This is a genomic window from Kitasatospora papulosa, assembly GCF_000717245.1.
In the GTDB taxonomy this organism is placed as follows: Bacteria; Actinomycetota; Actinomycetes; order Streptomycetales; family Streptomycetaceae; genus Streptomyces; species Streptomyces papulosus.
This window is the reverse complement of record NZ_JNYQ01000016.1, coordinates 55,882-80,507: the sequence shown is the minus strand read 5'-3', so window position 1 is coordinate 80,507 and position 24,626 is coordinate 55,882. Positions and strand designations below refer to the sequence as shown.

21 protein-coding genes and 1 pseudogene are annotated in these 24,626 nt (G+C 71.9%); 9 read left to right on the top strand and 13 right to left on the bottom strand.

The window, feature by feature from the left end; all coding sequences use genetic code 11:
* Positions 1 to 219 precede the first annotated feature (219 nt).
* Positions 220 to 1,269, top strand: a complete 1,050-nt coding sequence (locus IA22_RS0129635; protein ID WP_014152806.1) for a LacI family DNA-binding transcriptional regulator — start codon at positions 220 to 222, stop codon at positions 1,267 to 1,269.
* Positions 1,270 to 1,306: 37 nt separating this feature from the next.
* Here the strand turns inward: IA22_RS0129635 and IA22_RS0129630 are convergent, their stop codons facing one another.
* Positions 1,307 to 2,164 carry an oxygenase MpaB family protein gene (locus IA22_RS0129630; RefSeq protein ID WP_030125358.1) on the bottom strand — a complete coding sequence of 286 codons (858 nt, stop codon included), beginning with the start codon at positions 2,162 to 2,164 and terminating at the stop codon, positions 1,307 to 1,309.
* 268 nt (positions 2,165 to 2,432) lie between these two features.
* Here IA22_RS0129630 and IA22_RS0129625 point away from each other — a divergent pair, with 268 nt between their 5' ends.
* Both IA22_RS0129625 and IA22_RS0129620 read left to right on the top strand, forming a co-directional pair.
* A complete protein-coding gene (locus IA22_RS0129625; protein WP_014152808.1) occupies positions 2,433 to 3,311 on the top strand; it encodes an oxygenase MpaB family protein in 879 nt (292 codons plus the stop codon).
* A complete protein-coding gene (locus tag IA22_RS0129620; protein ID WP_015579656.1) occupies positions 3,308 to 4,747 on the top strand; it encodes an aldehyde dehydrogenase family protein in 1,440 nt (479 codons plus the stop codon). Before IA22_RS0129625 ends, IA22_RS0129620 begins: the two co-directional genes overlap by 4 nt.
* Positions 4,748 to 4,843: 96 nt before the next feature.
* Here the strand turns inward: IA22_RS0129620 and IA22_RS0129615 are convergent, their stop codons facing one another.
* The gene (locus IA22_RS0129615) at positions 4,844 to 5,476 is read right to left on the bottom strand and encodes a TetR/AcrR family transcriptional regulator (protein ID WP_014152810.1); all 633 of its coding nucleotides are present in this window, start codon (positions 5,474 to 5,476) and stop codon (positions 4,844 to 4,846) included.
* 93 nt (positions 5,477 to 5,569) lie between these two features.
* On the opposite strand from IA22_RS0129615, the gene IA22_RS0129610 reads away from it, so the two are divergent.
* Entirely contained in the window at positions 5,570 to 6,733 is a 1,164-nt protein-coding gene (locus IA22_RS0129610; protein WP_030125357.1) for an acyl-CoA dehydrogenase family protein, read from the top strand.
* Between the two features lie 45 nt (positions 6,734 to 6,778).
* Here IA22_RS0129610 and IA22_RS0129605 read toward each other — a convergent pair whose 3' ends face one another.
* Positions 6,779 to 7,255, bottom strand: a complete 477-nt coding sequence (locus IA22_RS0129605; protein ID WP_015579654.1) for a macro domain-containing protein — start codon at positions 7,253 to 7,255, stop codon at positions 6,779 to 6,781.
* Between the two features lie 40 nt (positions 7,256 to 7,295).
* Positions 7,296 to 9,128, bottom strand: a complete 1,833-nt coding sequence (locus IA22_RS0129600) for an AMP-dependent synthetase/ligase (RefSeq protein WP_030125356.1) — start codon at positions 9,126 to 9,128, stop codon at positions 7,296 to 7,298.
* A 251-nt stretch (positions 9,129 to 9,379) separates the two neighbouring features.
* Between IA22_RS0129600 and IA22_RS0129595 the strand changes: the two genes are divergently transcribed.
* A complete protein-coding gene (locus tag IA22_RS0129595) occupies positions 9,380 to 10,120 on the top strand; it encodes a MerR family transcriptional regulator (RefSeq protein WP_014152814.1) in 741 nt (246 codons plus the stop codon).
* Between the two features lie 21 nt (positions 10,121 to 10,141).
* Here IA22_RS0129595 and IA22_RS0129590 read toward each other — a convergent pair whose 3' ends face one another.
* From IA22_RS0129590 to IA22_RS0129570, 5 genes are read right to left on the bottom strand one after another with little or no spacing between them, the layout of a single operon-like run.
* Complete coding sequence (locus IA22_RS0129590) at positions 10,142 to 12,313, bottom strand: 3-hydroxyacyl-CoA dehydrogenase NAD-binding domain-containing protein (protein ID WP_014152815.1); 2,172 nt, start codon at positions 12,311 to 12,313, stop codon at positions 10,142 to 10,144.
* 38 nt (positions 12,314 to 12,351) lie between these two features.
* A complete protein-coding gene (locus IA22_RS0129585; RefSeq protein WP_014152816.1) occupies positions 12,352 to 13,566 on the bottom strand; it encodes an acetyl-CoA C-acetyltransferase in 1,215 nt (404 codons plus the stop codon).
* A 36-nt stretch (positions 13,567 to 13,602) separates the two neighbouring features.
* Complete coding sequence (locus IA22_RS0129580) at positions 13,603 to 14,745, bottom strand: acyl-CoA dehydrogenase family protein (protein WP_015579650.1); 1,143 nt, start codon at positions 14,743 to 14,745, stop codon at positions 13,603 to 13,605.
* Position 14,746: 1 nt separating this feature from the next.
* Complete coding sequence (locus IA22_RS0129575; protein WP_030125355.1) at positions 14,747 to 15,781, bottom strand: LLM class F420-dependent oxidoreductase; 1,035 nt, start codon at positions 15,779 to 15,781, stop codon at positions 14,747 to 14,749.
* The gene (locus IA22_RS0129570) at positions 15,781 to 16,932 is read right to left on the bottom strand and encodes a CaiB/BaiF CoA transferase family protein (protein WP_051694855.1); all 1,152 of its coding nucleotides are present in this window, start codon (positions 16,930 to 16,932) and stop codon (positions 15,781 to 15,783) included. The genes IA22_RS0129575 and IA22_RS0129570 overlap by 1 nt, the downstream gene beginning before the upstream one ends.
* A 205-nt stretch (positions 16,933 to 17,137) precedes the next feature.
* On the opposite strand from IA22_RS0129570, the gene IA22_RS0129565 reads away from it, so the two are divergent.
* Positions 17,138 to 18,328 (top strand): saccharopine dehydrogenase family protein, encoded by a 1,191-nt coding sequence (locus IA22_RS0129565; RefSeq protein WP_014152820.1) that lies wholly within the window; start codon positions 17,138 to 17,140, stop codon positions 18,326 to 18,328.
* A 23-nt stretch (positions 18,329 to 18,351) separates the two neighbouring features.
* Here IA22_RS0129565 and mmpA read toward each other — a convergent pair whose 3' ends face one another.
* The 3 genes from mmpA to IA22_RS0129550 form a co-directional block, all read right to left on the bottom strand.
* Positions 18,352 to 18,498: a morphogenic membrane protein MmpA gene (gene mmpA / locus IA22_RS38040; protein ID WP_014152821.1), complete on the bottom strand. Its 147-nt coding sequence runs from the start codon at positions 18,496 to 18,498 to the stop codon at positions 18,352 to 18,354.
* 49 nt (positions 18,499 to 18,547) lie between these two features.
* Complete coding sequence (locus tag IA22_RS0129555) at positions 18,548 to 19,261, bottom strand: endonuclease V (RefSeq protein ID WP_030125353.1); 714 nt, start codon at positions 19,259 to 19,261, stop codon at positions 18,548 to 18,550.
* 100 nt (positions 19,262 to 19,361) lie between these two features.
* Complete coding sequence (locus IA22_RS0129550) at positions 19,362 to 20,465, bottom strand: WD40/YVTN/BNR-like repeat-containing protein (RefSeq protein WP_015579646.1); 1,104 nt, start codon at positions 20,463 to 20,465, stop codon at positions 19,362 to 19,364.
* 185 nt (positions 20,466 to 20,650) lie between these two features.
* On the opposite strand from IA22_RS0129550, the gene ssgD reads away from it, so the two are divergent.
* The 3 genes and pseudogenes from ssgD (at position 20,651) to IA22_RS0129535 (ending at position 24,142) form a co-directional block, all read left to right on the top strand.
* Complete coding sequence (gene ssgD / locus IA22_RS0129545; protein WP_014152824.1) at positions 20,651 to 21,067, top strand: spore wall synthesis regulator SsgD; 417 nt, start codon at positions 20,651 to 20,653, stop codon at positions 21,065 to 21,067.
* A gap of 295 nt (positions 21,068 to 21,362) precedes the next feature.
* Positions 21,363 to 23,010, top strand: a pseudogene (locus tag IA22_RS34310) (ABC-F family ATP-binding cassette domain-containing protein).
* 154 nt (positions 23,011 to 23,164) lie between these two features.
* The gene (locus IA22_RS0129535; RefSeq protein WP_014152826.1) at positions 23,165 to 24,142 is read left to right on the top strand and encodes an acyl-ACP desaturase; all 978 of its coding nucleotides are present in this window, start codon (positions 23,165 to 23,167) and stop codon (positions 24,140 to 24,142) included.
* A gap of 168 nt (positions 24,143 to 24,310) precedes the next feature.
* Here IA22_RS0129535 and IA22_RS0129530 read toward each other — a convergent pair whose 3' ends face one another.
* A complete protein-coding gene (locus IA22_RS0129530) occupies positions 24,311 to 24,553 on the bottom strand; it encodes a WhiB family transcriptional regulator (protein WP_014152827.1) in 243 nt (80 codons plus the stop codon).
* Between the last annotated feature and the right edge of the window lie 73 nt (positions 24,554 to 24,626).

Below are 24,626 nucleotides of genomic sequence, written 5' to 3'. Positions count from 1 at the left end.
GCGAAATTTCGCTCTCCGTAGGCAGTACCACACGCACCGTGTCACACACGGGACCAACAAGCGGTTCCTGCTTGACCATGTTCAGGGGCATATGTCCGCCGCCCGCTGTCCGAATCATCTGTCAGGTCGCCCGGACCGGGCGGTTAGGCTGACGGCGTTCGTGACGAACCCGCCGGTTCCAGCCGTTCCCAGCCGGGACGTGCGTACGAGGAGCGACTCTTGCCCGACCCGACCCCCGACCCGCACCGTGACGTCCGGCCCACCCTGGAAGCCGTGGCCGCCCGCGCCGGTGTGTCCCGGGCGACGGCGTCCCGCGTCGTCAACGGCGGTGCGGGCGTACGACAGCCCCTGGTGGACCAGGTGCGCAAGGCGGTCGAGGAGCTCGGCTACATCCCGAACCACGCGGCGCGGACCCTGGTCACCCGGCGCAACGGCGCGGTCGCGGTGATCATCGACGAGCCCGAGTTCAGGGTCTTCTCCGACCCGTTCTTCTCCCGGCAGATCCGCGGGATCAGCCGCGAGCTCAACGCCCACGACGCGCAACTGGTGCTGCTCCTCGTGGAGGGCAGCGGCGACTTCGACCGGGTCACCCGCTATCTGGCCGGCGGTCATGTGGACGGCGTACTCGCCTTCTCGCTGCACACCGACGACGAACTGCCCGCGATCATCCGGCGGTTCCGGGTCCCGACGGTCTACGGGGGTCGTCCGCAGCACGCGGCCCGGGGCCAGGACGACCCGGAACTGCCGTACGTCGACTGCGACAACCGGGGCGGCGCCCGCGAGGCCGTACGCCACCTGGTCTCGCTCGGCCGACGGTGTGTCGCGCACATCGCCGGGCCCCGCGACCAGGTGTCGGCGCTGGACCGGATCGACGGCTACCGCGACGTGCTGCCGGACGCGGCGGAGGAACTGGTCGTGGACGGCGACTTCACCACGGAGGGCGGGGCCCGTGCCATGACCGAGCTGCTGGACGCCCGTCCGGACGTCGACGCCGTCTTCGTGTCCAACGACCTGATGGCGTCGGGTGCGCTGCGGGTGCTGCGCGAACGGGGCGTGCGGGTCCCGGAGGACGTCGCCGTGGTGGGATTCGACGACATGGCATCGGTCGCCGAGGCCACCGAACCGCCGCTGACGACGGTCCGTCAGGATGTCGAGGGCATGGGGCGGCTGATGGTGAGGCTGCTGATGGAGCGGCTGAACAGCGGCACGGGGGCCTGGCCCGATTCCGTGATCACCCCGACCGAACTGGTCCGCCGGGCCTCGGCCTGAGGCGCGCCCGCGCCGGGTGCGCGGGCGCGTCGGGAGCTCACCCCCGGCCCGCCCTCCACGCGGCGCGCGCCGACCTGGCGCGCGGCAGGTAGCGCAGCCTCTCCGGGAGCACGGGCACGATCCGGCGCACCACGGCCCCGAAGCGCCTCAGCCGCCGCTCCTGCGCCGGGGTCCAGTCGAGCCCGATGGCCTGCCGGGCGTCCGGCGGCATCAGTCCGACGGTGAGGAACCGACGGAACCGGGCCAGCGGCGGGAGAAGCACCGGCCACAGCGCCCGCAGGAGCAGGCGCAGGAGGAGGGGGCCCCGGTCGGGTGGCGGCACGGGGGCGTCCGCGGCAACCAGTTCCCGTACGACGACGGTGGCCTCCACCTCCTCGGCCAGCATCCTGCGGTAGTAGGGCCAGAACTCCTCGATCGTCTGCGGCATGTCCCGGTCGTGGATGCCCAGGATCCGGCCGACCTGGAGCCACTCCCGGTACAGGGCGCGTTCCTGCGCCCCGGTGAGCGGACGGACGAGATAGCGCGACGCGTGCCGGTACACGGGGAAGCCGGTCGCGTGCACCCATGCGTAGTTCTCGGGGGTCAGCGCGTGGTACCGGCGGCCGCGGGTGTCGGTCCCCTGGATCGTGCGGTGCAGCCTCCTGAGCCTGCGCCCCTCCTCGGCGGCCTCCTCTCCCCCGTACACCCAGAGCAGGAGGGAACTCAGGGACCGTTCGCCGCGGCCCCAGGGGTCCGTGCGGAAGACGGAGTGGTCGTCGACGCCCGCCCCGACCGCCGGGTGGGCGACCTGGAGGGTGAGGGCGGCGGGCAGCATCAGCAGTCCGCGGACGTCGCCCGCCAGGCTCCACAGGACTCCGCCCGCCGGGGGCGGTGACGGCTCTCCCGTACTGGCCATGCGGGTGCTCCCAGCGTTCGGCGGCGCCCGGACCGCTGCCGGGTCCGTGTGCCTTCCAGTATGCGAGCACGGGCCCACCGGTGATCCGCGAGGGCGGGCACGCCCGTCCGGGCCTCCCTGCTCGAATCCGTGTCAGCAGTGTTGACGCACCCCATGAAACAAGTCAATAGTATTTGTAACTTTGACTCTCTCTCCGGCTCTCCCAGGACATCCGCCCCACCACGTGCCCCGCAGCCGGAACGGCCGTATCGACCAAGGAGGTCGCACCATGGGCCGCTACAGCAGACTGCGCGAGATCCGCCGGATGGATCCCGCCCGCGACTGCGCCGAGATACTCCAGCTGATGTCGCAGTACGAGTTCCCGTGGGACTACCGGCAGGGCATAAGCGTCGCGTTCCTGCGCGACTACGGCGTCCCGCGGATCTCCGTGCTGCTCGACCGCACCCAGGAGTTCGAGCGCAACGGCCAGAAGCGCTACGACGACACCGTCCTGTTCGGCTACGAACTGGCGGCGGAGGGGTTCGACTCCGAGCGCGCCAGGGCCGCGGCCCGCCACCTCAACCGGATCCACGGCAGGTACCGCATCCCGAACGAGGACTACCTCTACGTGCTGGCCACCACGGTCGTCGGGCCCAAACGCTGGATCGACCGTTTCGGATGGCGCCCGCTGTGCGCGCAGGAGACCGCCGCGCTGGCCGAGGTGGGGCGGCGGATGGCCGCCATGATGGGCATCGAGGGCGCTCCCGGCACCTACGAGGGCTTCGAGGAACTCCTCGACGCCTACGAGGACCGGATGTTCGCGTACGACCCGGCGAACCGCCGCGTCGCCAACGCCACCTTCCGGGTCATGGCCGCGTGGTACCCGGCACCGCTGCGCCCCCTGGTCGCCAGGTTTTCGCTCGCCCTCCTCGACGAGCCGTTACTCCGGGCGCTGGGCTTCCCCGCACAGCCGCGGTGGCTGCGGGCGGCGGCCGTGCGGACGGTGCGCGCCCGGTCGCGCGGTGTCCGCCTGTTGCCGGCGCGGCCCCGGTGGCTGCCCTCCCGCCCCCGGCCGCGCAGCTACCCCTTCGGATACCAGCTCGACGACCTCGGTCCGCACTGGGCGCAGAGCCGCCCGCTGGAGCCCCTGCCCATGGAGACCTCATGACGACCGGAACGAACCATCCCGCGCACACCGCCGAGGACGTCCGCGCCGCCGTGGCGCGGGCCAGGAGCGCCGGGCGGAGCTGGGCCGCGCTCGGGGCGCGGGAACGGCGCGCCGCACTGCTGCGGTGGAAGCGCGCCCTGGCGGCGCGGGCGGACGAGTTCGCGCAGGTGATCGCGTCCGAGACCGGCAAGCCGGTGCACGACGCGCGTGCCGAGGTGCTGCTGACTCTGGTCCATCTGGACTGGGCCGCGCGCAACGCGCGCCGGGTGCTGGGCCGGCGCCGGGTGCCGTCCGGTCTCCTGTCGGTCCACCAGCGGGCCACGCTCGCCTACCGCCCGCTCGGGGTGATCGGTGTGATCGGGCCCTGGAACTACCCGCTGTACACGCCGATGGGCTCGATCGGCTACGCCCTCGCGGCGGGCAACGCCGTGGTGTTCAAGCCGTCCGAGCTCACACCGGGGGTGGGGGCCCTGCTGGCCCGGAGCCTCGGGGAGGCCCTGCCGGATCACGCGGATCTGCTGCAGGCGGTCACCGGCCCGGGTTCCACCGGGGCCGCGCTCGCCGGTGCGGAGGGTCCGTCCGGGGTGGACAAGGTCGCCTTCACGGGCTCACCGGGCACCGCCCGCAAGGTCGCGGCGGCCTGTGCGGCCACGCTCACGCCGCTGCTCGCCGAGTGCGGGGGCAAGGACGCGGTGCTGGTCGCGGCGGACGCCGATCTGGACGCGGCGGCCGACGCGATCGTGTGGGGCGCGATGGGGAACGCCGGCCAGACCTGCGCCGGGGTGGAGCGGGTGTACGCGGTGGAGTCGGTGCACGAGGCCCTGTGCTCACGCATCGTGAGCCGGGCCCGGGCGCTGACTCCCGGTGAGGCGTACGGGCCTCTGACCCTGTCGTCGCAGCTCGACGTGGTGGAACGCCATGTGAAGCAGGCACTCGTGGACGGCGCCACGGCCAGGCTCGGCGGACCCGACGCCCTGCGGGCCCCGGTACTCGGCCCGGTGGTGCTTTCGGGGGTGCCGGAGGATTCACCGGCCGTGACGGAGGAGACCTTCGGCCCCGTCGTCGTGGTGAACCCGGTGCGCGACATGGACGAGGCGGTGGAGCGGGCCGACGCGTCGGCCTACTCGCTGGGCGCCGCGGTGTTCACCCGCGACCGGGCGGCGGGGGTCGCGCTCGCCGAACGCCTCGGATCCGGGGCCGTGTCGGTCAACTCGGTGCTGGGCTTCGCCGCGATCCCCTCCCTGCCGTTCGGCGGTGCGGGCGAGTCGGGGTACGGCCGGATCCACGGCGAGGAGGGGCTGCGGGCGTTCGCCGCTCCGCACTCGGTGACGGTGCGGCGGTTCGCACCGGCGGTGGACCTGACGTCGTTCGCGACGCCCCGGGAGAAGGTCGCCCGGGCGGTCGAACTGGGCAGGAGGCTGCACGCCCGCTTCTGACGGCGGTCACGCGGGAGCGGGCGCGGCGGTCGCGCGGCGCCTGACACGGCGTTCGCGGAGCGCCGGAGGACGGCCACCCGGCTCCGGGCGCGACGGTCAGCCGGCGCTGAGCAGGGGCACCAGGTAGCGGCGGGCGAAGGCCGCCACCTGCTCGTCGTCGTCCAGTTCGAAGCTGCTCACCGGGTTGAGGAGGAAGGAGACGGTGATGCGCACCATCAGTTCGGCGACCGGCGTCGGATCCGTCTCCGGCCGCCCTTCCGCGCGCTGGGCGTGGCGGAGCCGGTCCGCCAGGTATCCGCGCATCGCGAGGAAGGCGGGGCCGCTCTCCAGCGTGAGGAAGGGGAGCATGATCTCGGGCTCCAGCTTCAGCAGCCCGCCGACGAGCGGGTGTTCACGGATGTGCCGGAGGACCGTGACGAAGCCGGCGACGAGCCGGTCCTCCATGGTGGGCAGTGCGGCGACCGCCTCGTCCACGTCGCTGACGAATCTGCGGTACTCCCGCAGCAGGCAGGCGGAGACCAGGCTGTCCTTGTTGCCGATCCGGCGGTACACGGTGACGCGCGAGACCTTGGCGCGCTTGGCGACGTCGTCGACGGTCGAGCGGCGCAGCCCGAAGGTCATGAACTGCTCGCGCGCCGCGTCCAGGATCTGTTCGCTCAGCGCGTCGGACGGTGGTGTCGCGCCGAGCGCCCTGGCCAGCAGTGTCTCGTCGGTACCCGATGCCGCCATGAGCCCTCCCCGTCCGTTGCCCCCACTCAACCATACCGAATCCGCAACAGTGTTACCTGACCCGTTGCTTTGTAACTCCTTCCGGAGGTCTCCATGTCCACGGTCCACGCCCTCCCGCGCTCGCTCTCCGAGGAACAGCGGGCCTTCGTCACGGCCCTACGCGACTTCGCCCGGCGCGAGTGCGGCACGCGTGAGCAGCGCGACGCGCTGGCCGCCGAGGCGGGCGGCCCGCACGCCCCCTCGCTCTACGCCCGGCTCGCGGAGCTCGGCTGGCTCGGCGTGTGCCTGCCGGAGGCATACGGGGGCTCGGGCGGCGGGATGACGGACGCCTGCCTGTTCCTGCGGGAGACCTCACGCGGTCTGGTACCCGCCGGAGGGTTCATCACCTCGGTGATCACGGCGAAGGCGTACGAGCGCTTCGGGAACGAGGCACAGTGCAAGGCGGCGGTCGGCGGTGCGGTGGCCGGCCAGGTGCTGTCGATCGCGATGTCGGAGCCGGAGGCCGGGTCGGACGTGGCGGCCCTGCGGTGCGCGGCCGAACGCACGCCGGACGGCGGCTGGCTGGTCAACGGTCACAAGACGTGGATCTCCAACGCCCACCTGGCCGAGCACATCCTGCTGGTGGCCCGGACCGACGCGAGCGGCACGAAGCGCGAGGGCCTGACCATGTTCCACGTCCCCGCCGGGACGCCCGGGATCCGGATCCGTCCCATCGAGACGATGGGTGGCCGTGAGGTCAACGACGTCTACTTCACCGATGTCAGGCTGCCCGCGGACGCCGTGGTCGGCGTGGCCGACCACGCCTGGCCCCAGCTGATGGCCGGCCTGGACGCGGAGCGGCTCTTCCTGGCCGCGAACATGCTGGGGCTGGCCGAGCGGGTCCTGGAGGACACGGTCGCGTATGTGCGCGACCGCGAGCAGTTCGGCCGCCCGGTCGGCTCCTTCCAGGCGCTCCGGCACCGGCTGGCCGACCTGGCGACCGAGATCGAGTGCGCACGCCTCCTGGTCTTCGACGTGGCGGCGGCCTGCGACGCGGAGCCGGGCAGGCGGTTCTCCCGCGAGGCGTCCATGGCGAAGCTCAAGGCGACCGAGACGGCCCGGAACGCCGCACTGGAGGGCATGCAGATGATGGGCGGGTACGGCTACGCGACGGAGTACGACATGGAGCGCCATCTGCGGGCGGCGGTCGTGTCGACGGTCTACGGCGGCACGAGCGAGATCCAGCGCGACATCATCGGCCGGAGTTACGGCCTCTGAGCACCCGGGGCCCCCGCTCCGGCCGGGGGCACCCCTGCTCGGGTCTCATCCGTGGTCGTAGACCGTGACGTGGACCCCCCGGTCCACCAGGCGCCTGGTGACGAGGGGTTCCACCCTGGTCCAGGTGCCGCCCGCGAGGCCGCAGCCGATCCTCGGCATGTGCACCGAGGCGCCCAGCACGGCGGCCTGCTCCGCGACCTTGCGCAGCCCCTCGTCGATCGCCTCGTAGCGCACCGGAACGCCCTTGCTGCCTCGTCGCATGCCCCGCTGGCCCACGACGTTCGCCACCCACAGGAAGGGCTCGACCTGGACGAACTGCGCGGCCCCGAGCCCGAAGTCGTTGCCGGCGCGCTCGCGGTGCCAGCGCCGGTAGGCGGCCTCGGGGCCGGGCCAGCGCCGGGACAGGGCGAGGACGAACCCCTTGCCCCAGCCGCCCAGGTCGTTGCAGACGTGCACGATCAGCTTGACGCCCTTGCCCTGGGGCGCGGTGGCGTCCCCCCGCACATAGGTGATCCCCGACATGCCTCCACCGTACGGTCCGCCACCGACGACGGGCCCCCGCTCAGGCCTCTCCCTCCGCGTACAGCGCGTCGAGGACCTCGGCGTAGCGGTCTCTGATCACCCTGCGGCGCAGTTTCAGCGAGGGGGTCAGTTCGCCCGTCTCGGGGCCCCACTCCCGCTCCAGCAGCCGGTAGCGCTTGATCTGCTCGGTGCGGTTCAGCCGGGCGTTGGCGGCCTCGACCGCGCGGGCGATCTCCTCCCGCACCGCGGGGTGGGCCGCCGGGTCCCCCTCGATGCCGTGGGCCGCGGCCCAGGCCGGTGCCATCTCGTTGTCGAGGACGAGCAGGGCCACGAGGTAGGAGTGTCCGTCGCCGTGGACCAGCGCCTGGCCGATCAGCGGGTGTTCCTTGAGCGTGTTCTCGACGAGTGCCGGGGAGACGTTCTTCCCGGTCGAGGTGATGATCATTTCCTTCTTGCGGTCGGTGAGCCAGAGATAGCCGTCGTCGTCGACCCGGCCGATGTCGCCGGTCGGGAACCAGCCGTCCGCGTCGAGCGCCCCGTCCACGGTGCCGTCGGCGCGCAGGTACCCGGCGAACACCGTCTCGCCGCGCACCAGGATCTCTCCGTCGTCGGCCACGCGGAGTTCCAGGCCCTCCAGCGGGCGCCCCACCGAGCCGAGGCGGAAGGCGGACGGGCTGTTGGTGGTGAAGACCCCCACCGTCTCGGTCAGCCCCCAGGCGTCCATGACGACGATGCCGAATCCCGCCCAGAAGCGCACCACGTCCAGGGGCATCGGCGCGGAGGCACTGGCGGTCCACACCAGCCGTTCGAAGCCCGCGAGCGAGAGCAGGGGGTCAAGGACCGTCTCCTTGGCCGCCCGGTAGGCGGATTCCAGCTCGGCGGAGGGCTGCTCGCCGCGCTCGCGGCAGGACACGTGCTCCCGGGCCGTCGCGTTCGCCGCCTCGATGGCGGCCGTCTGCTCCTCGGGGAGCGTCGCCAGCGCGGCGCGCACGGAGGCGGCGAGCTTCTCCCACACCCGGGGTACGCCGAAGAACTGGGCCGGGTGCAGGGTGCGCGCGGTGGACGCGACGGCTGCGGTGTCCGCGCAGAGGTGGACGTGGGAGGCGCGGAAGACGGGCAGGTAGATGCCCAGCATCCGCTCGGCGATGTGCGCGAACGGGAGGTAGCAGATGTGCTCCACGTGGTCGGGCAGTTCCACCACCCGGTCCAGGGCGAGGGCGTTGACGACGACACTGCGGTGGGTGATCGGAACGGCCTTCGGGTCGCCCGTGGTGCCCGAGGTGTAGACGACCGTCAGCGGGTCCTGGGCACGGGTCTCGCGCCACGCCTTGTCGAACGCCTCCTGGCTCCCCAGGCGTTCGCCCGTCGCGCGCAGTTCGCCGTAGGACGGATGCGTCCCGGCGGCGGCCGGCTCCACCACCACGAGCTTCTCCAGCGGTACGGTGGCGTCCTCGACGAGGGATTCCCAGCGCTCGCGCTCCCGGGTGCCTTCGACGATCGCGAACCTGGCACGGCTGTGCCGGGCGATGTGGGCGATCTGGCCGGGTGCGGCCGTGCCGTACACGGTGACGGGAACGGCACCGAGGTGGGTGAGGGCGAGGTCGCTGAGCCAGTGCTCGGGCCGGTTTCCCATCATCATGAGGACCTGCTCGCCGCGTTCCACCCCGAGGGCGCTGTATCCGGCGGCGAGCACGGCCGCCTCCCGGCGTACCTCCCGCCAGGTGAGGGTGGTCCATTCCGCGCCGTCCCCGCCGCCGCCCGCGGCGCGCCAGGAGAGCGCGGGGAGGTCGCCGTGGTCCTCGGCGTTGCGCAGCAGCAGCGCGGGGAGGGTGAGTTGATCGGGTCCGGTGGGAAGTCGCAGGATCGTGGTCACGGCCGCCTCCTGTCCGTTGGGCCGGACCGGTGCGGTCCGTACCGGGGGTGGGACTGCGCTTCGATGCTGCCGGACACTTTCACAACAGTGGTGAGACAGCAATACTGTTGCACCGGATCGGTGCAGGGAAGGGGACAGGTCCGGACGCGGTCACGGGCCGCGCACGACGGCACCCGTCACCACCGCACACGAACGACGGCACAGGAACGACGGCACCGGCGACCTCGGTGCCCCGGCAAGGAGGAGTGGACATGGCGACCGGGACGGACGAGCCGACGCTGACCGTCGACGAACTGGCGGCGCGCGCGGGAGTCACCGTGCGCACCGTGCGCTTCTACAGCACGCGCGGTCTGCTGCCGCCCCCGGTGATCGGCCCCCGGCGCGTCGGGCACTACGGACACGTACACCTCTCCCGGCTGGCCCTGATCGAGGAACTCCAGCACCAGGGCATGACACTGGCGGCCATCGAGCGCTACCTCCAGCAGCTGCCGCCCGACCTGAGCGCGCAGGACCTGGCGATCCACCGCGCCCTGGTGGCGTCCTGGGCGCCGGACTCGGCCGAGGACATGGAGCGTGCCGAACTGGAGCGACGGGCGGGCCGGGAGCTCAGCGGTGAGGACGTGGACCGGCTGGCGGCCATGGGCGTGCTGGAGCGCCCGTCGAGGCCCGGGGGGCCCTTCCTGGTCGACCCGGGTCTGCTGCGGCTCGGGGTGGAGCTCCTGGAGGTGCCCATCGCGCACGAGACGATCCTGGCCGCCCGCACCGTCCTGCTGGAGCACACCCGTTCGGCCGCCCACGAGCTGAGCCGGCTCTTCCGGGACGAGGTGTGGACCCCCTACCGGGAGCGGGAGTCGGACCCCGAGCACGTGAAGGCGATGAAGTCGCTCTCGGCCCATATGCAGCCGATGGTGCTCCAGGCGCTGCTGACGGCCTTCCAGCGGTCGCTGAAGGAGGAGCTGCGGGCCGCGTTCACCGCGGACGAGGAGCGGTGAGCACGGCCCGCAGGGGCGAGGTCAGTCGTGGAAGGTCTCGCCCTTCCCGGCTTTCTCCACCAGGTACGCGGACGGCAGGAAGCGGTCCCCGTAGCGCTCGGCGAGCTGCTGGGCGCGCGCCACGAAGCCGGGCAGGCCGCCCTCGTACCCGTTGATGTACTGGAGCACTCCACCGGTCCAGGCGGGGAAGCCGATGCCCATGATGGAGCCGATGTTGGCGTCGGCGACGGTCGTCAGGACGTTCTCCTCCAGGCAGCGGACGCTGTCCAGCGCCTCGGAGAAGAGCATCCGCTCCTTCATGTCCTCGAACGGGAGCTCGGTGCCGGGCTTCGTGAAGTGCTCACGCAGGCCCGGCCAGAGGGCGCCCCGGCCGCCGTCCTCGCCGTACTCGTAGAAGCCCGCTCCCCCGCTGCGCCCGGGCCGCCCGAACTCGTCGACCATCCGGTCGATGACCGCGTCCGCGGGATGCGTGGCCCAGCTGCCGCCCGCCTCCTCGACGGCGCGCCGGGTCTCGTCACGGATCTTGCGGGGCAGGGTCAGCGTCAGCTCGTCCATGAGGGAGAGGACCTTCGCCGGGTAGCCGGCCTGTGCCGCCGCCTGTTCGACCGAGGCGGGCTCGACGCCCTCCCCGACCATCGCGACGCCCTCGTTGATGAAGTGGCCGATGACGCGTGAGGTGAAGAAGCCGCGCGAGTCGTTGACGACGATCGGCGTCTTCTTGATCCGGCGTACGAGGTCGAAGGCACGGGCCAGGGCCTCGTCCCCGGTCTTCTCGCCCTTGATGATCTCGACGAGCGGCATCTTGTCGACGGGCGAGAAGAAGTGCAGCCCGATGAAGTCCGCCGGCCTGCTCACGCCTTCGGCGAGCACCGTGATGGGCAGGGTCGAGGTGTTGGAGCACAGCAGCGCGTCGGGCTCGACGATGTCCTGGATCTCCTGGAACACCTTGTGCTTGAGCGCGGTGTCCTCGAAGACCGCCTCGATCACGGCGTCGCAGCCCGCGAGGTCGGCCGGGTCCCCGGTCGGGGTGATCCGGGCCAGCAGCTCGTCCCGCTTCGCCTCCGTCGTGCGGCCCCGGGAGAGCGCCTTGGCGAGGAGCTTCTCGCTGTAGGCCTTGCCCTTGGCGGCCGCCTCGGTGGAGACGTCCTTGAGGACGACGTCGATGCCGGCGCGGGCGCAGGAGTAGGCGATGCCGGCGCCCATCATCCCGGCGCCGAGCACGGCCACCTTGCGGACCTGGCGCTCCTCGACGCCCGCCGGCCTGCTGGCACCGGAGTTGACCGCCTGGAGGTCGAAGAAGAACGCCTGGATCATGTTCTTGGCGACCTGGCCGGTGACCAGCTCGGTGAAGTAGCGCGCCTCGATGGTCTGCGCGGTCTCGAAGTCGACCTGCGACCCCTCGACCGCCGCGGCCATGATGTTGCGGGGCGCGGGCATGGGCGCGCCGGCGATCTGCTTCTTGAGGTTGGCCGGGAAGGCGGGCAGGTTGGCCGCGAACTTCGGGTTCGACGGGGTGCCGCCGGGGATCCGGTAGCCCTTGACGTCCCAGGGCTGCTGCGACTCGGGATGGGCGTCGATGAAGGCGCGTGCCTTTTCGAGCATCTCCTCCCGGGTGGCCGCGACCTCGTGGACCAGGCCGTTCTCCAGCGCCCGCCGCGGGGTGTACTGGGTGCCCTGGAGGAGGACCTTGAGCAGGGCGTCCGTGATGCCCATCAGCCGCACGGTACGCGTGACCCCGCCGCCTGCGGGGAGCAGGCCGAGGGTGACCTCGGGCAGGCCGATACGGGTGCCGGGGGCGTCCAGGGCGACGCGGTGGTGGGCGGCCAGCGCGATCTCGTAACCGCCGCCGAGCGCCGCGCCGTTGATGGCGGCGACGACCGGCTTGCCGAGCGTCTCGATGGTGCGCAGCGACTTCTTGATCGCGGTTCCGGCGTCGAACGCGGCCTGGGCGTTCTCGGGACCGATCCTGATCATGTCCTTGAGGTCGCCGCCCGCGAAGAAGGTCTTCTTCGCGGAGGTGTAGATGATGCCCCGGATGGAGTCCTTCTCGGCCTCGGCACGCGCGGCGACAGCCGCGATGGAGTCCTTGAAGCCCTGGTTCATCGTGTTGGCGGACTGGTTGGGGTCGTCGAGTACGAGGGTGACGACGCCGGTCTCGTCCTGTTCCCAGCGAATGGTCGTGCTCTCGGTCATTGCTTGTCTTCTCCGTGAGAGGTCCGGGGACGGGACGGTCAGAGACGCTCGATGACGGTGGCGACACCCATGCCGCCGCCGACGCAGAGCGTGACGAGGCCGTAGCGCTTGTCCTGGCGCTCCAGTTCGTCGATGAGGGTGCCGAGGATCATCGCGCCGGTCGCGCCGAGCGGGTGGCCGAGGGCGATGGCGCCGCCGTTGACGTTCACCTTGTCGAGGCTCAGGCCCATGTCCTTGACGAAGCGCAGGACGACTCCGGCGAAGGCCTCGTTGATCTCCACGAGGTCGATGTCGTCGATGGTGAGTCCGGCCTTGGACAGCGCCTTGCGGGTGGCGGGGGCCGGTCCGGTGAGCATGATGGTCGGCTCGGAACCGGAGACGGCGGCGGAGACGATACGGGCGCGCGGGGTGAGCCCGTAGCGCTCGCCGGTCTCCTTGGAGCCGATCGCGACGAGGGCCGCGCCGTCGACGATCCCGGAGCTGTTGCCCGCGTGGTGGACGTGGTCGATCCTCTCGACCCAGTGGTACTTCTGGAGCGCCACCGCGTCGAAGCCGCCCATCTCACCGATGGCGGCGAACGAGGGCTTGAGGGAGGCGAGGGAGTCTGCGGTCGTGCCGGGGCGCATGTGCTCGTCGTGGTCGAGTACGAGCAGTCCGTTGCGGTCCCTGACGGGCACGACGGACCGGGCGAAGCGCTCCTCCTTCCAGGCGATCGCGGCGCGCTCCTGGGACAGCGCGGCGTACTCGTCGACGTCCCGGCGGGAGAAGCCCTCGAGGGTGGCGATGAGGTCGGCGCCGATGCCCTGCGGGGCGAAGCCGGTCTCGAAGCTGGTCATCGGGTCCATGGCCCAGGCGCCGCCGTCCGAACCCATCGGCACACGGGACATCGACTCGACACCGCCGGCGAGGACGAGGTCCTCCCAGCCCGAGCGGACCTTGGCGGCGGCGAGGTTGACCGCTTCCAGGCCGGAGGCACAGAAGCGGTTCTCCTGCACGCCGGCCACCGAGTCGGGCAGTCCGGCCGCGATCGCGGCGATGCGGGCGATGTCGGAGCCCTGGTCACCGAGCGGGCTGACCACGCCGAGGACGATGTCGTCGATCGCCGCGGGGTCGAGGCCGGGGAAGCGGTCGCGGATCTCGTGGATGAGGCCGACGACGAGGTCGATCGGCTTGGTTCCGTGCAGGGCGCCGTTGGCCTTGCCGCGGCCGCGCGGGGTGCGGATCGCGTCGTAGACGAATGCTTCGGTACTCAAGGCAGCTGCCTTTCGGGGTCGTTGCTGGGCGGGGGTTCAGGCGAGCAGCGAGCGGCCGATGATCTCCTTCATGATCTCGGTCGTCCCGCCGTAGATGGTCTGGATACGGCCGTCGGTGAAGGCCTTGGCGACGCGGTACTCCGTCATGTAGCCGTATCCGCCGTGGAGTTGCAGGCAGCGGTCGGCGACCCGCTTCTGCAGCTCGGTGGCCCACCACTTCGCCATCGAGGCGTGGACGGCGTCGAGGGTCCCCTCGGAGTGGTCGACGATGCACCGGTCGAGGAAGGTCCGGGTGACGGCGCACTCGGTGGCCATCTCGGCGATCTCGAAGCGGATGTGCTGGAGCTTGGAGAGCGGGCGCCCGAAGGCCTCGCGCTCCTTGACGTACCGGGTGGTGATCTCCAGGAGGTGTTCGGCGGCGGCGATCCCGGCGACCGCTATGCCCATGCGTTCCTGGGCCAGGTTGGTCATCAGGTGGACGAAGGCGCCGTCGAGCTCGCCGAGGAGGTTCTCCTTGGGGACGCGTACGTCGTCGAAGAACAGCTCGGCGGTGTCCTGGGACTTCTGCCCGATCTTGTCGAGGTTCCGGCCCCGTTCGAACCCTTCGGCGCCCCGCTCGACGACGAGCAGCGACAGGCCCTTGGCACCGCCCTCCGGTGAGGTCTTCGCGACGACGATCACGAGGTCGGCGAGGATGCCGTTGGAGATGAAGGTCTTGGAGCCGTTGAGGAGCCAGTGGTCGCCCTTGTCCTCCGCGGCGGTACGGATGCCCTGGAGGTCGGAGCCCGCGCCGGGTTCCGTCATGGCGATGGCGGTGATCGTCTCGCCGCTGCAGAAGCCGGGCAGCCAGCGGCGCTTCTGCTCCTCGGTGCCGAGTCCGGTGAGGTAGGGGCCGATGATGTCGTTGTGCAGGCCGAGGGCCAGCCCGGACACCCCGGCCCGGGTGAACTCCTCGGCGAGCACGGCGCTGTAACGGAAGTCCGTGTTGCCTCCCCCGCCGTACTCCTCGGGGACGGCGAGGCCGAGCAGCCCCTGCCGGCCGGCCGCGCGCCAGGCCTCACGTGAGACGATGCCGTCCTTCTCCCACTGCTCGTAGTGCGGAAGGACCTCCTTGGCCAGGAAGGTGCGGACCGTCTCGCGGAACGCGTCGTGCTCTTCGGTGAAGATCTGCCGCTGCACTTCAAGCCCCCTGGAGCCAGTTCTTGACGGTGGAGATCAGCCTGGCCGGCTCGGGGCCGACGGGCGTGACGTTGAGCATGGTGACCCCGGCCTCGCGGAAGGCCTCGATGCGGTCGCGTACGTAGCCCTCGGGGCCGCAGAGCGTCATGAGCTCGCAGAACTCGTCCGGGACGGCCGCCTCCGCCTCCCGCTTCTTCCCGGAGAGGTAGAGGTCCTGGATGGTGGCGGCCTCCTTCTCGTAGCCGTAGGCGACGGCGAGGTCGTTGTAGAAGTTCTTGCCGCGCGCGCCCATGCCGCCGACGTACAGCGCGATCTGCGGGCGGGCCATGTCGCGGACGGCGGCCGCGTCGTCGCCGATGGCCAGCAGGCCGCCCGCGACGGTCTGCAGGGGGCCGAGCTCCGGGTCCCGCTTCGCGGCGCCCTCGGCCAGGGCCGCGCCCCACACCTGCCGGGCCTTCTCCGGGATGTAGAGGGTGGGCAGCCAGCCGTCGGCGATCTCGGCGGTCATCCGGACGTTCGCGGGGCCGAGCGAGGCGACGTGGAGCGGGATGGTGTCGCGTACCGGCCGGGTGAGGATCTTCAGCGGCTTGCCGAGCTTGCCGCCCTTCTCCTTCGGCAGGGGCATGTCGGTGATGCCGTGGTGGTCGATGACCTCGCGGCGCCAGATGCGCCGGCAGAGCTCGACGGTCTCGCGGGTCCGGCCGAGCGGCCTGTCGTAGGGCTTGCCGTGCCAGCCCTCCACCACCTGCGGGCCCGAGGCACCGAGCCCGAGCAGCGCGCGGCCACCGGAGACCGCGTCGAGCCCCGCACCGGTCTGGGCGATGAGGGCCGGGGTCCGGGAGTAGACGTTGAGGATCGCCGCGCCGATCTTCATGCGCTCGGTGCGGGCGGCGAGGTAGCCCATGAGGGTGGGTGAGTCGAAGCCGTACGCCTCGGCGACCCACACGGCGTCGAGGCCGGCGGACTCGAGTGCGGCGACCTGGTCACAGGCGGCGCGCGGGTCGCCCGCGTAGTTCAGCGGCAGGGAGAGTTCCATCAGCCGGTCGTTTCCTTCCCGGTGGTCGGCAGGCCCGGCAGGTCCCAGTCCGCGGCGACGGCCTCGGTGTCCGCCCCGGGCAGCGCGGGTCCGCTGCGGACGGAGGTGGGCGTCGCGGAGAAACGGGGCGCGGGGGCGGGCTGGGTGAGTCCGCCGTGCTCCACGAAGGTGGAGCGGGCGGAGAGGTGGGGGTGTCGGGGTGCCTCACGAAGGGAGAGGACGGGGGCCACGCAGGCGTCCGTCCCCTCGAAGACCTCGGTCCACTCCGCGCGCGGGCGGGCGCGGAACCGGTCGGCGACGAGGGCGCGCAGTTCCTCCCAGCGTCCGAAGTCGTTGCGGTCGGGGGCCTCGTCCCCGAGCCCGAGGAGCTCGGCGAACTCCTCGTAGAAGCGCGGCTCCAGGGGACCGACCGCCATGTACAGGCCGTCGGAGGTCTCGTAGGCGCCGTAGAAGGGGCAGCTTCCGTCGAGGAGGTTGGAGCCGCGCCGGTCCTGCCAGCTGCCCGCCGCCAGCATGCCGTGGATCATCGTGGCGAGGTGGGCGGCGCCGTCGACGATGGCCGCGTCGACGACCTGCCCGGCCCCGTCCGGCGTACGGGCGTGCTGAAGGGCCGCCAGCACGCCGACGACCAGGTAGAGCGATCCGCCGGCGTAGTCGCCGACGAGGTTGGCGGGCACCGTGGGCGGTTCGCCCGATCTGCCGATCATGGACAGGGTGCCGGTCAGGGCGATGTAGCCGATGTCGTGGCCCGCGCGGTCGGCGAGCGGACCGTGCTGGCCCCAGCCGGTCATCCGCCCGTAGACGAGCCGCGGATTGCGTTCCAGGCAGGCGTCCGGCCCCACGCCCAGGCGCTCGGCGACACCTGGGCGGTAGCCCTCGATCAGGACGTCGGCGCGCTCGACGAGGTCGAGGACCCGGTCCGCTCCGCCCTCGGCCTTCAGATCGACGAGGACCGACCGTTTGTTGCGGTTGGTGAGGTCGAAGGCGGGTTCGATGCCGATCACCGAGCCGCCGGGCCGGTCGACGCGCACCACGTCGGCGCCGAGGTCGGCGAGGAGCATCGCCGCGAACGGCCCCGGGCCGATGCCCGCCAGTTCGACGACGCGCACCCCGGCCAGCGGGCCCCGCGGCCCCTGTCCTGTCGTTGCCATCAAGCCCCCAGCGGTATGACACAACTGATGTAACATCGATGATGCTAAGAACCGACCGCGCTCCGCACAACCCTTTTGGCCGAGCAAGCGCTTAGTACTTTCCCTCGGATCCTCTCTCACCGAAGCCCGCCCGGCCGCGCGGCACCCCGAACGCCTCGGCTACCCTCTGCCTGCTACATCGGCGCCGGCCCCTGCGGAGGCAGTCATGAACAGGCAGAACGGGGCGGAACGCCCTTACGACGTCATCCTTTTCGGGGCCACCGGCTTCGTGGGGGAACTCACCGCCGCCTACCTGGCCGCGCACGCGCCGGACGGCTGCCGCTGGGCACTGGCGGGCCGCAGCCTCGGCAAGCTGGAGCGGCTGCGTGACCGCCTCGCCGCGACGCACCCGCGCTGCGCGGACCTGCCCCTGGTGCGGGCGGACGCGGACGACCCCGCCTCCCTGCGCGAACTCGCCGAGTCCGCGCACGTGGTGGCGTCGACCGTCGGACCGTACGTCTGGTACGGCGAGGCCCTCGTGGCCGCCTGCGCGGAGGCGGGGACCGACTACACCGACCTCACCGGGGAGGCGGAGTTCGTCGACCGGATGTATCTGCAACACGACGGCCGGGCCCGCGAGACGGGTGCCCGGCTCGTGCACGCCTGCGGGTTCGACTCCGTCCCGCACGACCTCGGCGCATACTTCACCGTGCGGCAGCTCCCCGAGGGGGTGCCGCTGACGGTCGACGGCTACGTCCGCACCGACGCGGTCTTCTCCGGGGGCACGTTCGCCTCGGCGCTCACGGCGATGGGCCGCGGCCCGCAGATGCTCCGGGCCGCACAGGAGCGACGTCTGCACGAACCGCGGCTCGTCGGACGCCGGGCGCGCGCCCCGCAGGGTGCTCCGCACTTCAGCCCGGAGACCGGCACCTGGGCGCTTCCGCTGCCGACCCTGGACCCCCGTGTGGTGGAGCGGTCGGCCCGGGGGCTGGAGCGCTACGGCCCCGACTTCCGCTACCGGCACTTCGCCTCGGTCAAGCACCTGCCCATGGCGATCGGCGGCACGGCGGCGATCGGCCTGCTGGTGGGCGCGGCCCAGATCCCGGCAGCGCGGAAATGGCTCTCCGCCCGGGTCGAACCGGGCACGGGCCCCGACGAACAGCGCAGGCGGCGCAGCTGGTTCACGGTCCGCTTCGTCGGGGAGGGCGGCGGCCGCCGGGTGTACACGGAGGTCTCGGGCGGCGACCCCGGCTACGGCGAGACGGCGAAGATGCTGGCCGAGGCGAGTCTGGCGCTCGCCCTCGACGACCTGCCGGCGACGTCGGGTCAGGTCACGACGGCCGTGGCGATGGGCGACGCGCTGCTGGAACGCCTGCAGGCCGCGGGACTGCGCTTCCGGGTCGCTGCGTCGCGCTGAGCCCGGACGGGACGGTGCTGCGGTCAGAGCATCCAGGACGCCAGCGTGACGACCATGGACACGGTCCAGCCTGCGCCCGCCAGAACGCCCAGGGTCATGCCCACGGCGACGCCGCGCTGGGAAAGACGTACGGTTCCGGTGCTCATCTGAGGTGCGTGGTGGTCGATCATGTGTACAAGCCTGCCCCTGATGTTCGACGAAGAACATCCGTACTTGTACTCAGTTGGCAACAGAACCCTGAGCGGATCCCCGCCCGCCGGCGACAGCTTCCCGGAGGGCGGACCGGCACAGGGCATCGGCCCTGCGCGTGGTCTCCGGCTGGCGGAAGTCGCGGGCCAGCGCGAGCGTGTGGACGCAGGCGTTGTCCAGGGTCGTGCGGTGGCCCACGGAGACGAAGAGGGGCTTCGTGGCGTCCTGTGTGCGAAGCGCGCGTCCCACTTCCTCGTCCTCGTCGAGGAGCGGGGTGAAGTCACCGCGCCGGGGCCCGGGTTGTTCGTAGCGGAAGGTGAAGGGGTTCTTCGCGACGCCGATGACCGGCAGCCCGGTGAGCACGCCGAGGTGGCTGGCGAGCCCGAACCTGCGCGGATGCGCCTGCCCGTAGCCGTCGCAGACCACGAGCCCCGGGTCGACCGGCAGGCCCTCCAGCGCGGAGAGGACGGCCGGGATCTCCCTGAAGGCCAGGAGCCCGGGGACGTACGGGAACGTCACGCGGCCCTCGGCGGTGGACGCGGCGATCACCTCCAGGGTCGCCGCGTCCAGGACGACGGCCGCCGCGACGACGAGATCCCTGTCGTCGTCGTACGCGACGTCGACCCCGGTGACGCGGCCGGTTCCGGGCGGGGGCCCCGGCTCGTCCAGCACCACCCGCGCACGCAACGCGTCCTGGACGGCGCGGGCTTCGGCCTCGTCGGCGGGCATGCGGAATGTCGTCATGACCGGTCAGTCTAGGAGCCGGCCGGACCGGCGACCGTGCTCGCGTGCGAGTCGGCCCGCGGCGCCCCGGCACAGGAGGGCGACGGACCGCGCACACCGGCTAACCGACGGCAGGGCCCTGCCGCAGCCGCGCGACACGGCCCTTCTCACCCGCGGCCCAGCACCCGCCGTCCGGTGCGCAGTCGACCGTGTCGTACGAACCGGTGTCCACGGTCCGCCAGCTCCGGCCGCCGTCGCGCGTGACGTCGGTGCCGGTCGGTCCCACGGCCAGCGCCGACCGCCCGCTGTGCGGCAGCCAGGTGACGCCGGACCGGTAGGCGGGTGGCGGGGTGTCCGCACGCCGCCAGCTCCGGCCGCCGTCGCCGGTGACGGACCCGGCGTCCGCGGACTCCTGGCCGGCCCGGTAGTCGCCGCCCACCGCGATGCCGTGGGTCCGGTCCCGGAAGGCCAGACCGAACACCCCCCGCGCCGGGTCCCCCGCCGGGATCGGTGACGCGGAAGCCTTCCAGGTGAGCCCGCGGTCACCGGAGTGCAGGACCCGGGCCGTCGCGCCTCCCCCGGTGGCGAGCCAGACGTCCCTGTCGCCCGCGGAGACGAGACACTGGCCGCTCGCGGCGAATCCGGCCTCGCCGGGCTGCGCCTCGGGCATCCCCGCGTCGGGCAGCACACGCCAGTTGCGCCCGCCGTCCGAGGTGGACAGGACGCGGAACCGCCCGTCCACCGGGTCGCTCATCGCGAGCCCGTGGCGGTGGTCGAAGAAGGTCAGACAGTCGTAGAACGCCCGGGTATCGGTGTTGCGGAAGGATTCCGTCCAGGTCGCGCCGCCGTCGTCGGTGCGGAAGACCCGGGACGCCTCGCCCTCGCCGATGGACAGTGCCACCGCCCGCCGCCGGTCGAACGCCTCGATGTCACGGAATTCCAGTCCTGCCGCGCCGGCCGGCGAGACATCGCGCCAGTGGCGCCCGCCGTCCGTGGTGCGCAGCACCACGCCTCCTGAGCCGGCGACCCACGCGGTGTCGCGGCCGACGGCGGCGAGGCCGCGGAAGCGTGCCTGGGTGTCCGTGCCGGTGAGTACCCATCCAGGGCCGCGATCCTGGTGCCCGCCGGGCGTGGCCTGCGCCGTCGGCGCGGCCAGTGCGGCCGTCACCGCCGCACCGCACAGCACCGAAGCCACCAGCCGTCTCGTCTTCCCCATGGCCGTCATGGCGCTGGAAGCTAACCCACCGGGGGACGGACGTCCAGGGTGCGCCTCGCGAAACGGGGCAGTTGATCAGGGAGAGAGTGGGGGCGGTGACGCAGCTCACGCCACCCGGCAGTGCACGGATGGAGACGTTCCGTCGTCTACTCCAGTGCCGGGAGCCGTTCGTCCGAGGCGAGAGGGAGCAGGTCTTGTCCACCGTAATCGAGCAGTCCGTGCAGGCACGCATGGTCGCGTCCGCACCGCGCATGGAGACGCTGCCCGCCACCCTGCACTACGACCGCAAGGACCCCTTCGCCGTCCGCATGGCTTTCCCGGCGCCCGCGACCCTCGAAGGCACCGAGGTCTCCTGGGAGTTCTCCCGCGAACTGCTCGCCACGGGCATGGACGCACCGGCCGGGGTCGGGGACGTCCGGGTCCGGCCGTTCGGTTACGACCGTACGGTCCTGGAGTTCCACGCGGTGGAGGGCATCGCGATGGTGCACGTGCGGACGTCGGAGCTGCGCCGTTTCCTGAAGCGGGCGCAGGAACTCGTCCCGGCGGGCGACGAGTCCCTCTTCCTGGACCTGGACGGCGACCTGACGGATCTGCTGGGCGGTTCCGGCTGAGCCGGCGTCCGACCCCTGCCGCCGGGACACGCGGCCGGCCGCTCCGGCACGGGGCGGGCAGGGCGGGCATCGCCGCGAGGCCCCCGCTCCCCCGCCCGTAATTCCGTTGCCCTGCGCCCGGGTCCGCTCGTAACGTCACCTGTGTCCCTGTCGTCGTCGGATCGGAGAAGGACGTTGCTCCACATCTGAGGTGTCCGCTCACCGCGTCGTGTGCCCTGCCGCGCCGCCGTGCCCTGCGTGACCCCAGTGTCCGAGCCGTTCTCCGTGATTCCTCCGACGCAGCCGGGAGACCCTTGTGTCCGCATCCACCACGCACATCCTCTGCTCCTCCCTCTCGTTCGCCTGGCCCGACGGGAGCAAGGTCTTCGACGGCTTCCAACTGACCGTGGGCGGCGGCCGTACCGGCCTGATCGGTCTCAACGGCTGCGGGAAATCGACCCTGCTGCGGCTGATCGCGGGTGAACTCGATCCGACGGACGGGCACATCAGGACCGCCGGCGACATCGGCCACCTCCCCCAGGACATCACCCTGGACACCGCCCTCCGGGTGGACCAGGTGCTGGGTGTCGCCACGGCACGCGCGGCGCTCCTCGCCATCGAGGCGGGCGATGCCGACGAGGCCCACTTCGCCGCCGTCGGGGACGACTGGGACGTCGAGGAGCGCGCCCGCGCCGTGCTCGACCAGCTGGGCATGTCCGCGGTCGGTCTCGACCGCACCGTCGGCGAGCTGTCCGGCGGCGAGTGCGTGCTGCTGCGCCTGGCGGCCCTGCTGCTCGCACGCCCCTCCGTCCTCCTGCTGGACGAGCCGACCAACAACCTCGACCTGTACGCCCGCCGGCGGCTGTACGACGCCGTCGACGCCTGGGCGGGGGGGGCTGGTCGTCGTCAGCCATGACCGGGAGCTGCTGGAGCGGGTGGACCGGATCGCGGACCTGCGCGACGGCTCGGTCACCTGGTACGGCGGCCCCCTGTCGGCGTACGAGGAGGCGCTGGCCGTGGAGCAGGAGGCCGCCGAGCGGATGGTGCGGGTCGCGGAGGCCGATGTGCGGCGGCAGAGGCGCGAACTCGCCGACGCGCAGGTCAAGCTCTCCCGTCGCAAGCGGTACGGGCAGAAGATGTGGGACACCAAGCGGGAACCGAAGGCCGTGATGGGCCGGCGCAAGCAGACCGCCCAGGAGTCGGCCGGCAAGCACCGCATCATGCACACGGAACGGCTCGCGGACGCGGAGGGGCGTCTCGACGAGGCGGTCGAAGCGGTACGGGACGACGAGGCGATCCGGATCGAGCTGCCGCACACCCGGGTCCATCCGGGCCGTGGCGTGCTGGTGCTGCGCGATCTCGAACTCGCCCACGGCGCACGGCTGCGGGGCGAGTGGGATCTGCGCGGCCCCGAGCGGATCGCGCTGATCGGCCGCAACGGCGCGGGGAAGACGACTCTGCTGCGCACGATCGCGGGCGAGCTCGAACCGGTCTCCGGCGACGCCGTCGCGCAGGTGCCGACGGGCTTCCTGCCCCAGCGTCTCGACGTGCTCGACGACGCGTTGTCCTTGGTGGGGAACGTGGCACGCGTCGCGCCGGGCACCACGGACAACGGCATCCGGGCGAGGCTGGCGCACTTCCTCTTCAAGGGCGGCCGGGCCGACCGCCCGGCGGGGACCCTCTCGGGCGGTGAGCGCCTGCGGGCCACGCTGGCGGCGCTGCTCCTCGCGGATCCGGCTCCGCAGCTGCTGATGCTGGACGAGCCGACGAACAGCCTCGACCGGTCCGGCGTGCACCGCCTGGCGTCGGCGCTGGCGGCGTACGAGGGCGCGCTGATCGTGGCGAGCCACGACCTGCCGTTCCTCGAGTCGCTGGGAATCACCCGGTGGCTGCTCCTGGACGCGGACGGACTCCGGGACGTGGCCCCGTCGGAGCTGCCGTGGGCGGGCGACGAAGGCGCCTGACTTGTCCCCTCCGTTTCAGCCTTGACCTGTTCTCATGACAGTGAGTGATCACGCGGTACGAGGACCGGGCTTGGCTGTGGCCTTACTGCCGCCTTAACCTACGGTCACGTAACCTACGAAGCCGTAGGTAATTCTCCCGTCCCCAGGAGCCCCCGTGACGATCACCTCTCCCCACCTCGGCAGTTCGAAGGCGTGGACAGACGCCCAGCTGCTGTACGCACTGGAGGAGGTGGTGGAGAAGGAACTCAACCGCCATCTCAAGGTCGCCAAGGACTGGATGCCCCACGAGTACGTACCGTTCTCCGACGGCCGGAACTTCCCCGGCATCTTCGAGGACGGCGAGGCGTGGGAGACCGGCCAGTCCAAGGTCACCGACATCGGGCGCATCGCCCTCGTCGTGAACCTGCTGACCGAGGACAACCTCCCCAGCTACCACCACGAGATCGCCTCGCTCTTCGGCCGCGACGGCGCCTGGGGCACCTGGGTGCACCGATGGACCGCGGAGGAGGGCCGGCACGGCATCGTGATGCGTGACTACCTGCTCACCTCTCGCGCGGTCGACCCGGACAAGCTGGAGCAGTTCCGCATGGCGCACATGGCGGAGGGCTTCGAGTCCGACAACCGCCACTCCATGCTGCACTCCGTGGCGTACGTCGCCTTCCAGGAGCTCGCGACCCGCGTCTCGCACCGCAACACCGGCCACCAGTCGGGCGACCCGGTCTGCGACCGGATGCTGGCCCGTATCGCGACCGACGAGAACCTGCACATGGTCTTCTACCGCAATCTGCTGGGCGCGGCCTTCGACCTGGCCCCGGACCTGACGATGCAGTCCGTGCGTGACGTCGTGGTCAACTTCCGGATGCCCGGACACGGCATGCCCGGCTTCGAGCGGGCCGCCGCGCAGATGGCGATCGGCGAGATCTACAACATGCGCATCCACCACGACGACGTCATCCAGCCCGTCCTGCGGTACCTGAAGGTCCTCGACATCGACGGCCTCGGCCCGGAGGGCCTCAAGGCGCAGGAGGAGCTCGGGCTGTACATGAGCGGCCTGGACAGCGAGGCGTCGAAGTTCGACGAGAAGCTGGCGGCCCGCAAGGCCCGCGTGGCGGCGAGGGCCGCCCAGGGCTGACCGTCCGCACGTCCACCCGGCCAGGGCTCGGTATCCGCTCCCCGACCCGCCGGACCGCGGCGCGCGCGTGACGCGTGCGCCGCCGCCGTGCGTCCCACTGCCGCCCGGGCCCGCCGCCCGGCGGCGGAGGACGGCCCCGGAGGCAGGACGGCTCGGGCCCCCGGGTTCTCAGCCACGCCCTCTGCGCAGCCGCTCCCGCTCCTTCTCGGACAGGCCGCCCCACACGCCGAAGCGCTCGTCATGGGTGAGTGCGTACTCCAGGCAGGCGACGCGGCCCTCGCAGGCGTTGCACAGCTGCTTGGCCTCACGGGTGGAGCTTCCCGGCGCCGGGAAGAAGAACTCCGGCCCGGCCTGCGCGCACAGCGCGGTCTCCTGCCAGGTGAGTTCGTCGGTCATGGTGTTGATCGGCATGGCGGCCACGATGCCCGGTGGCGATAAACGTGTGATCAACGATGGTTCAACGCACGGTCCCGCCGGGGCCGCG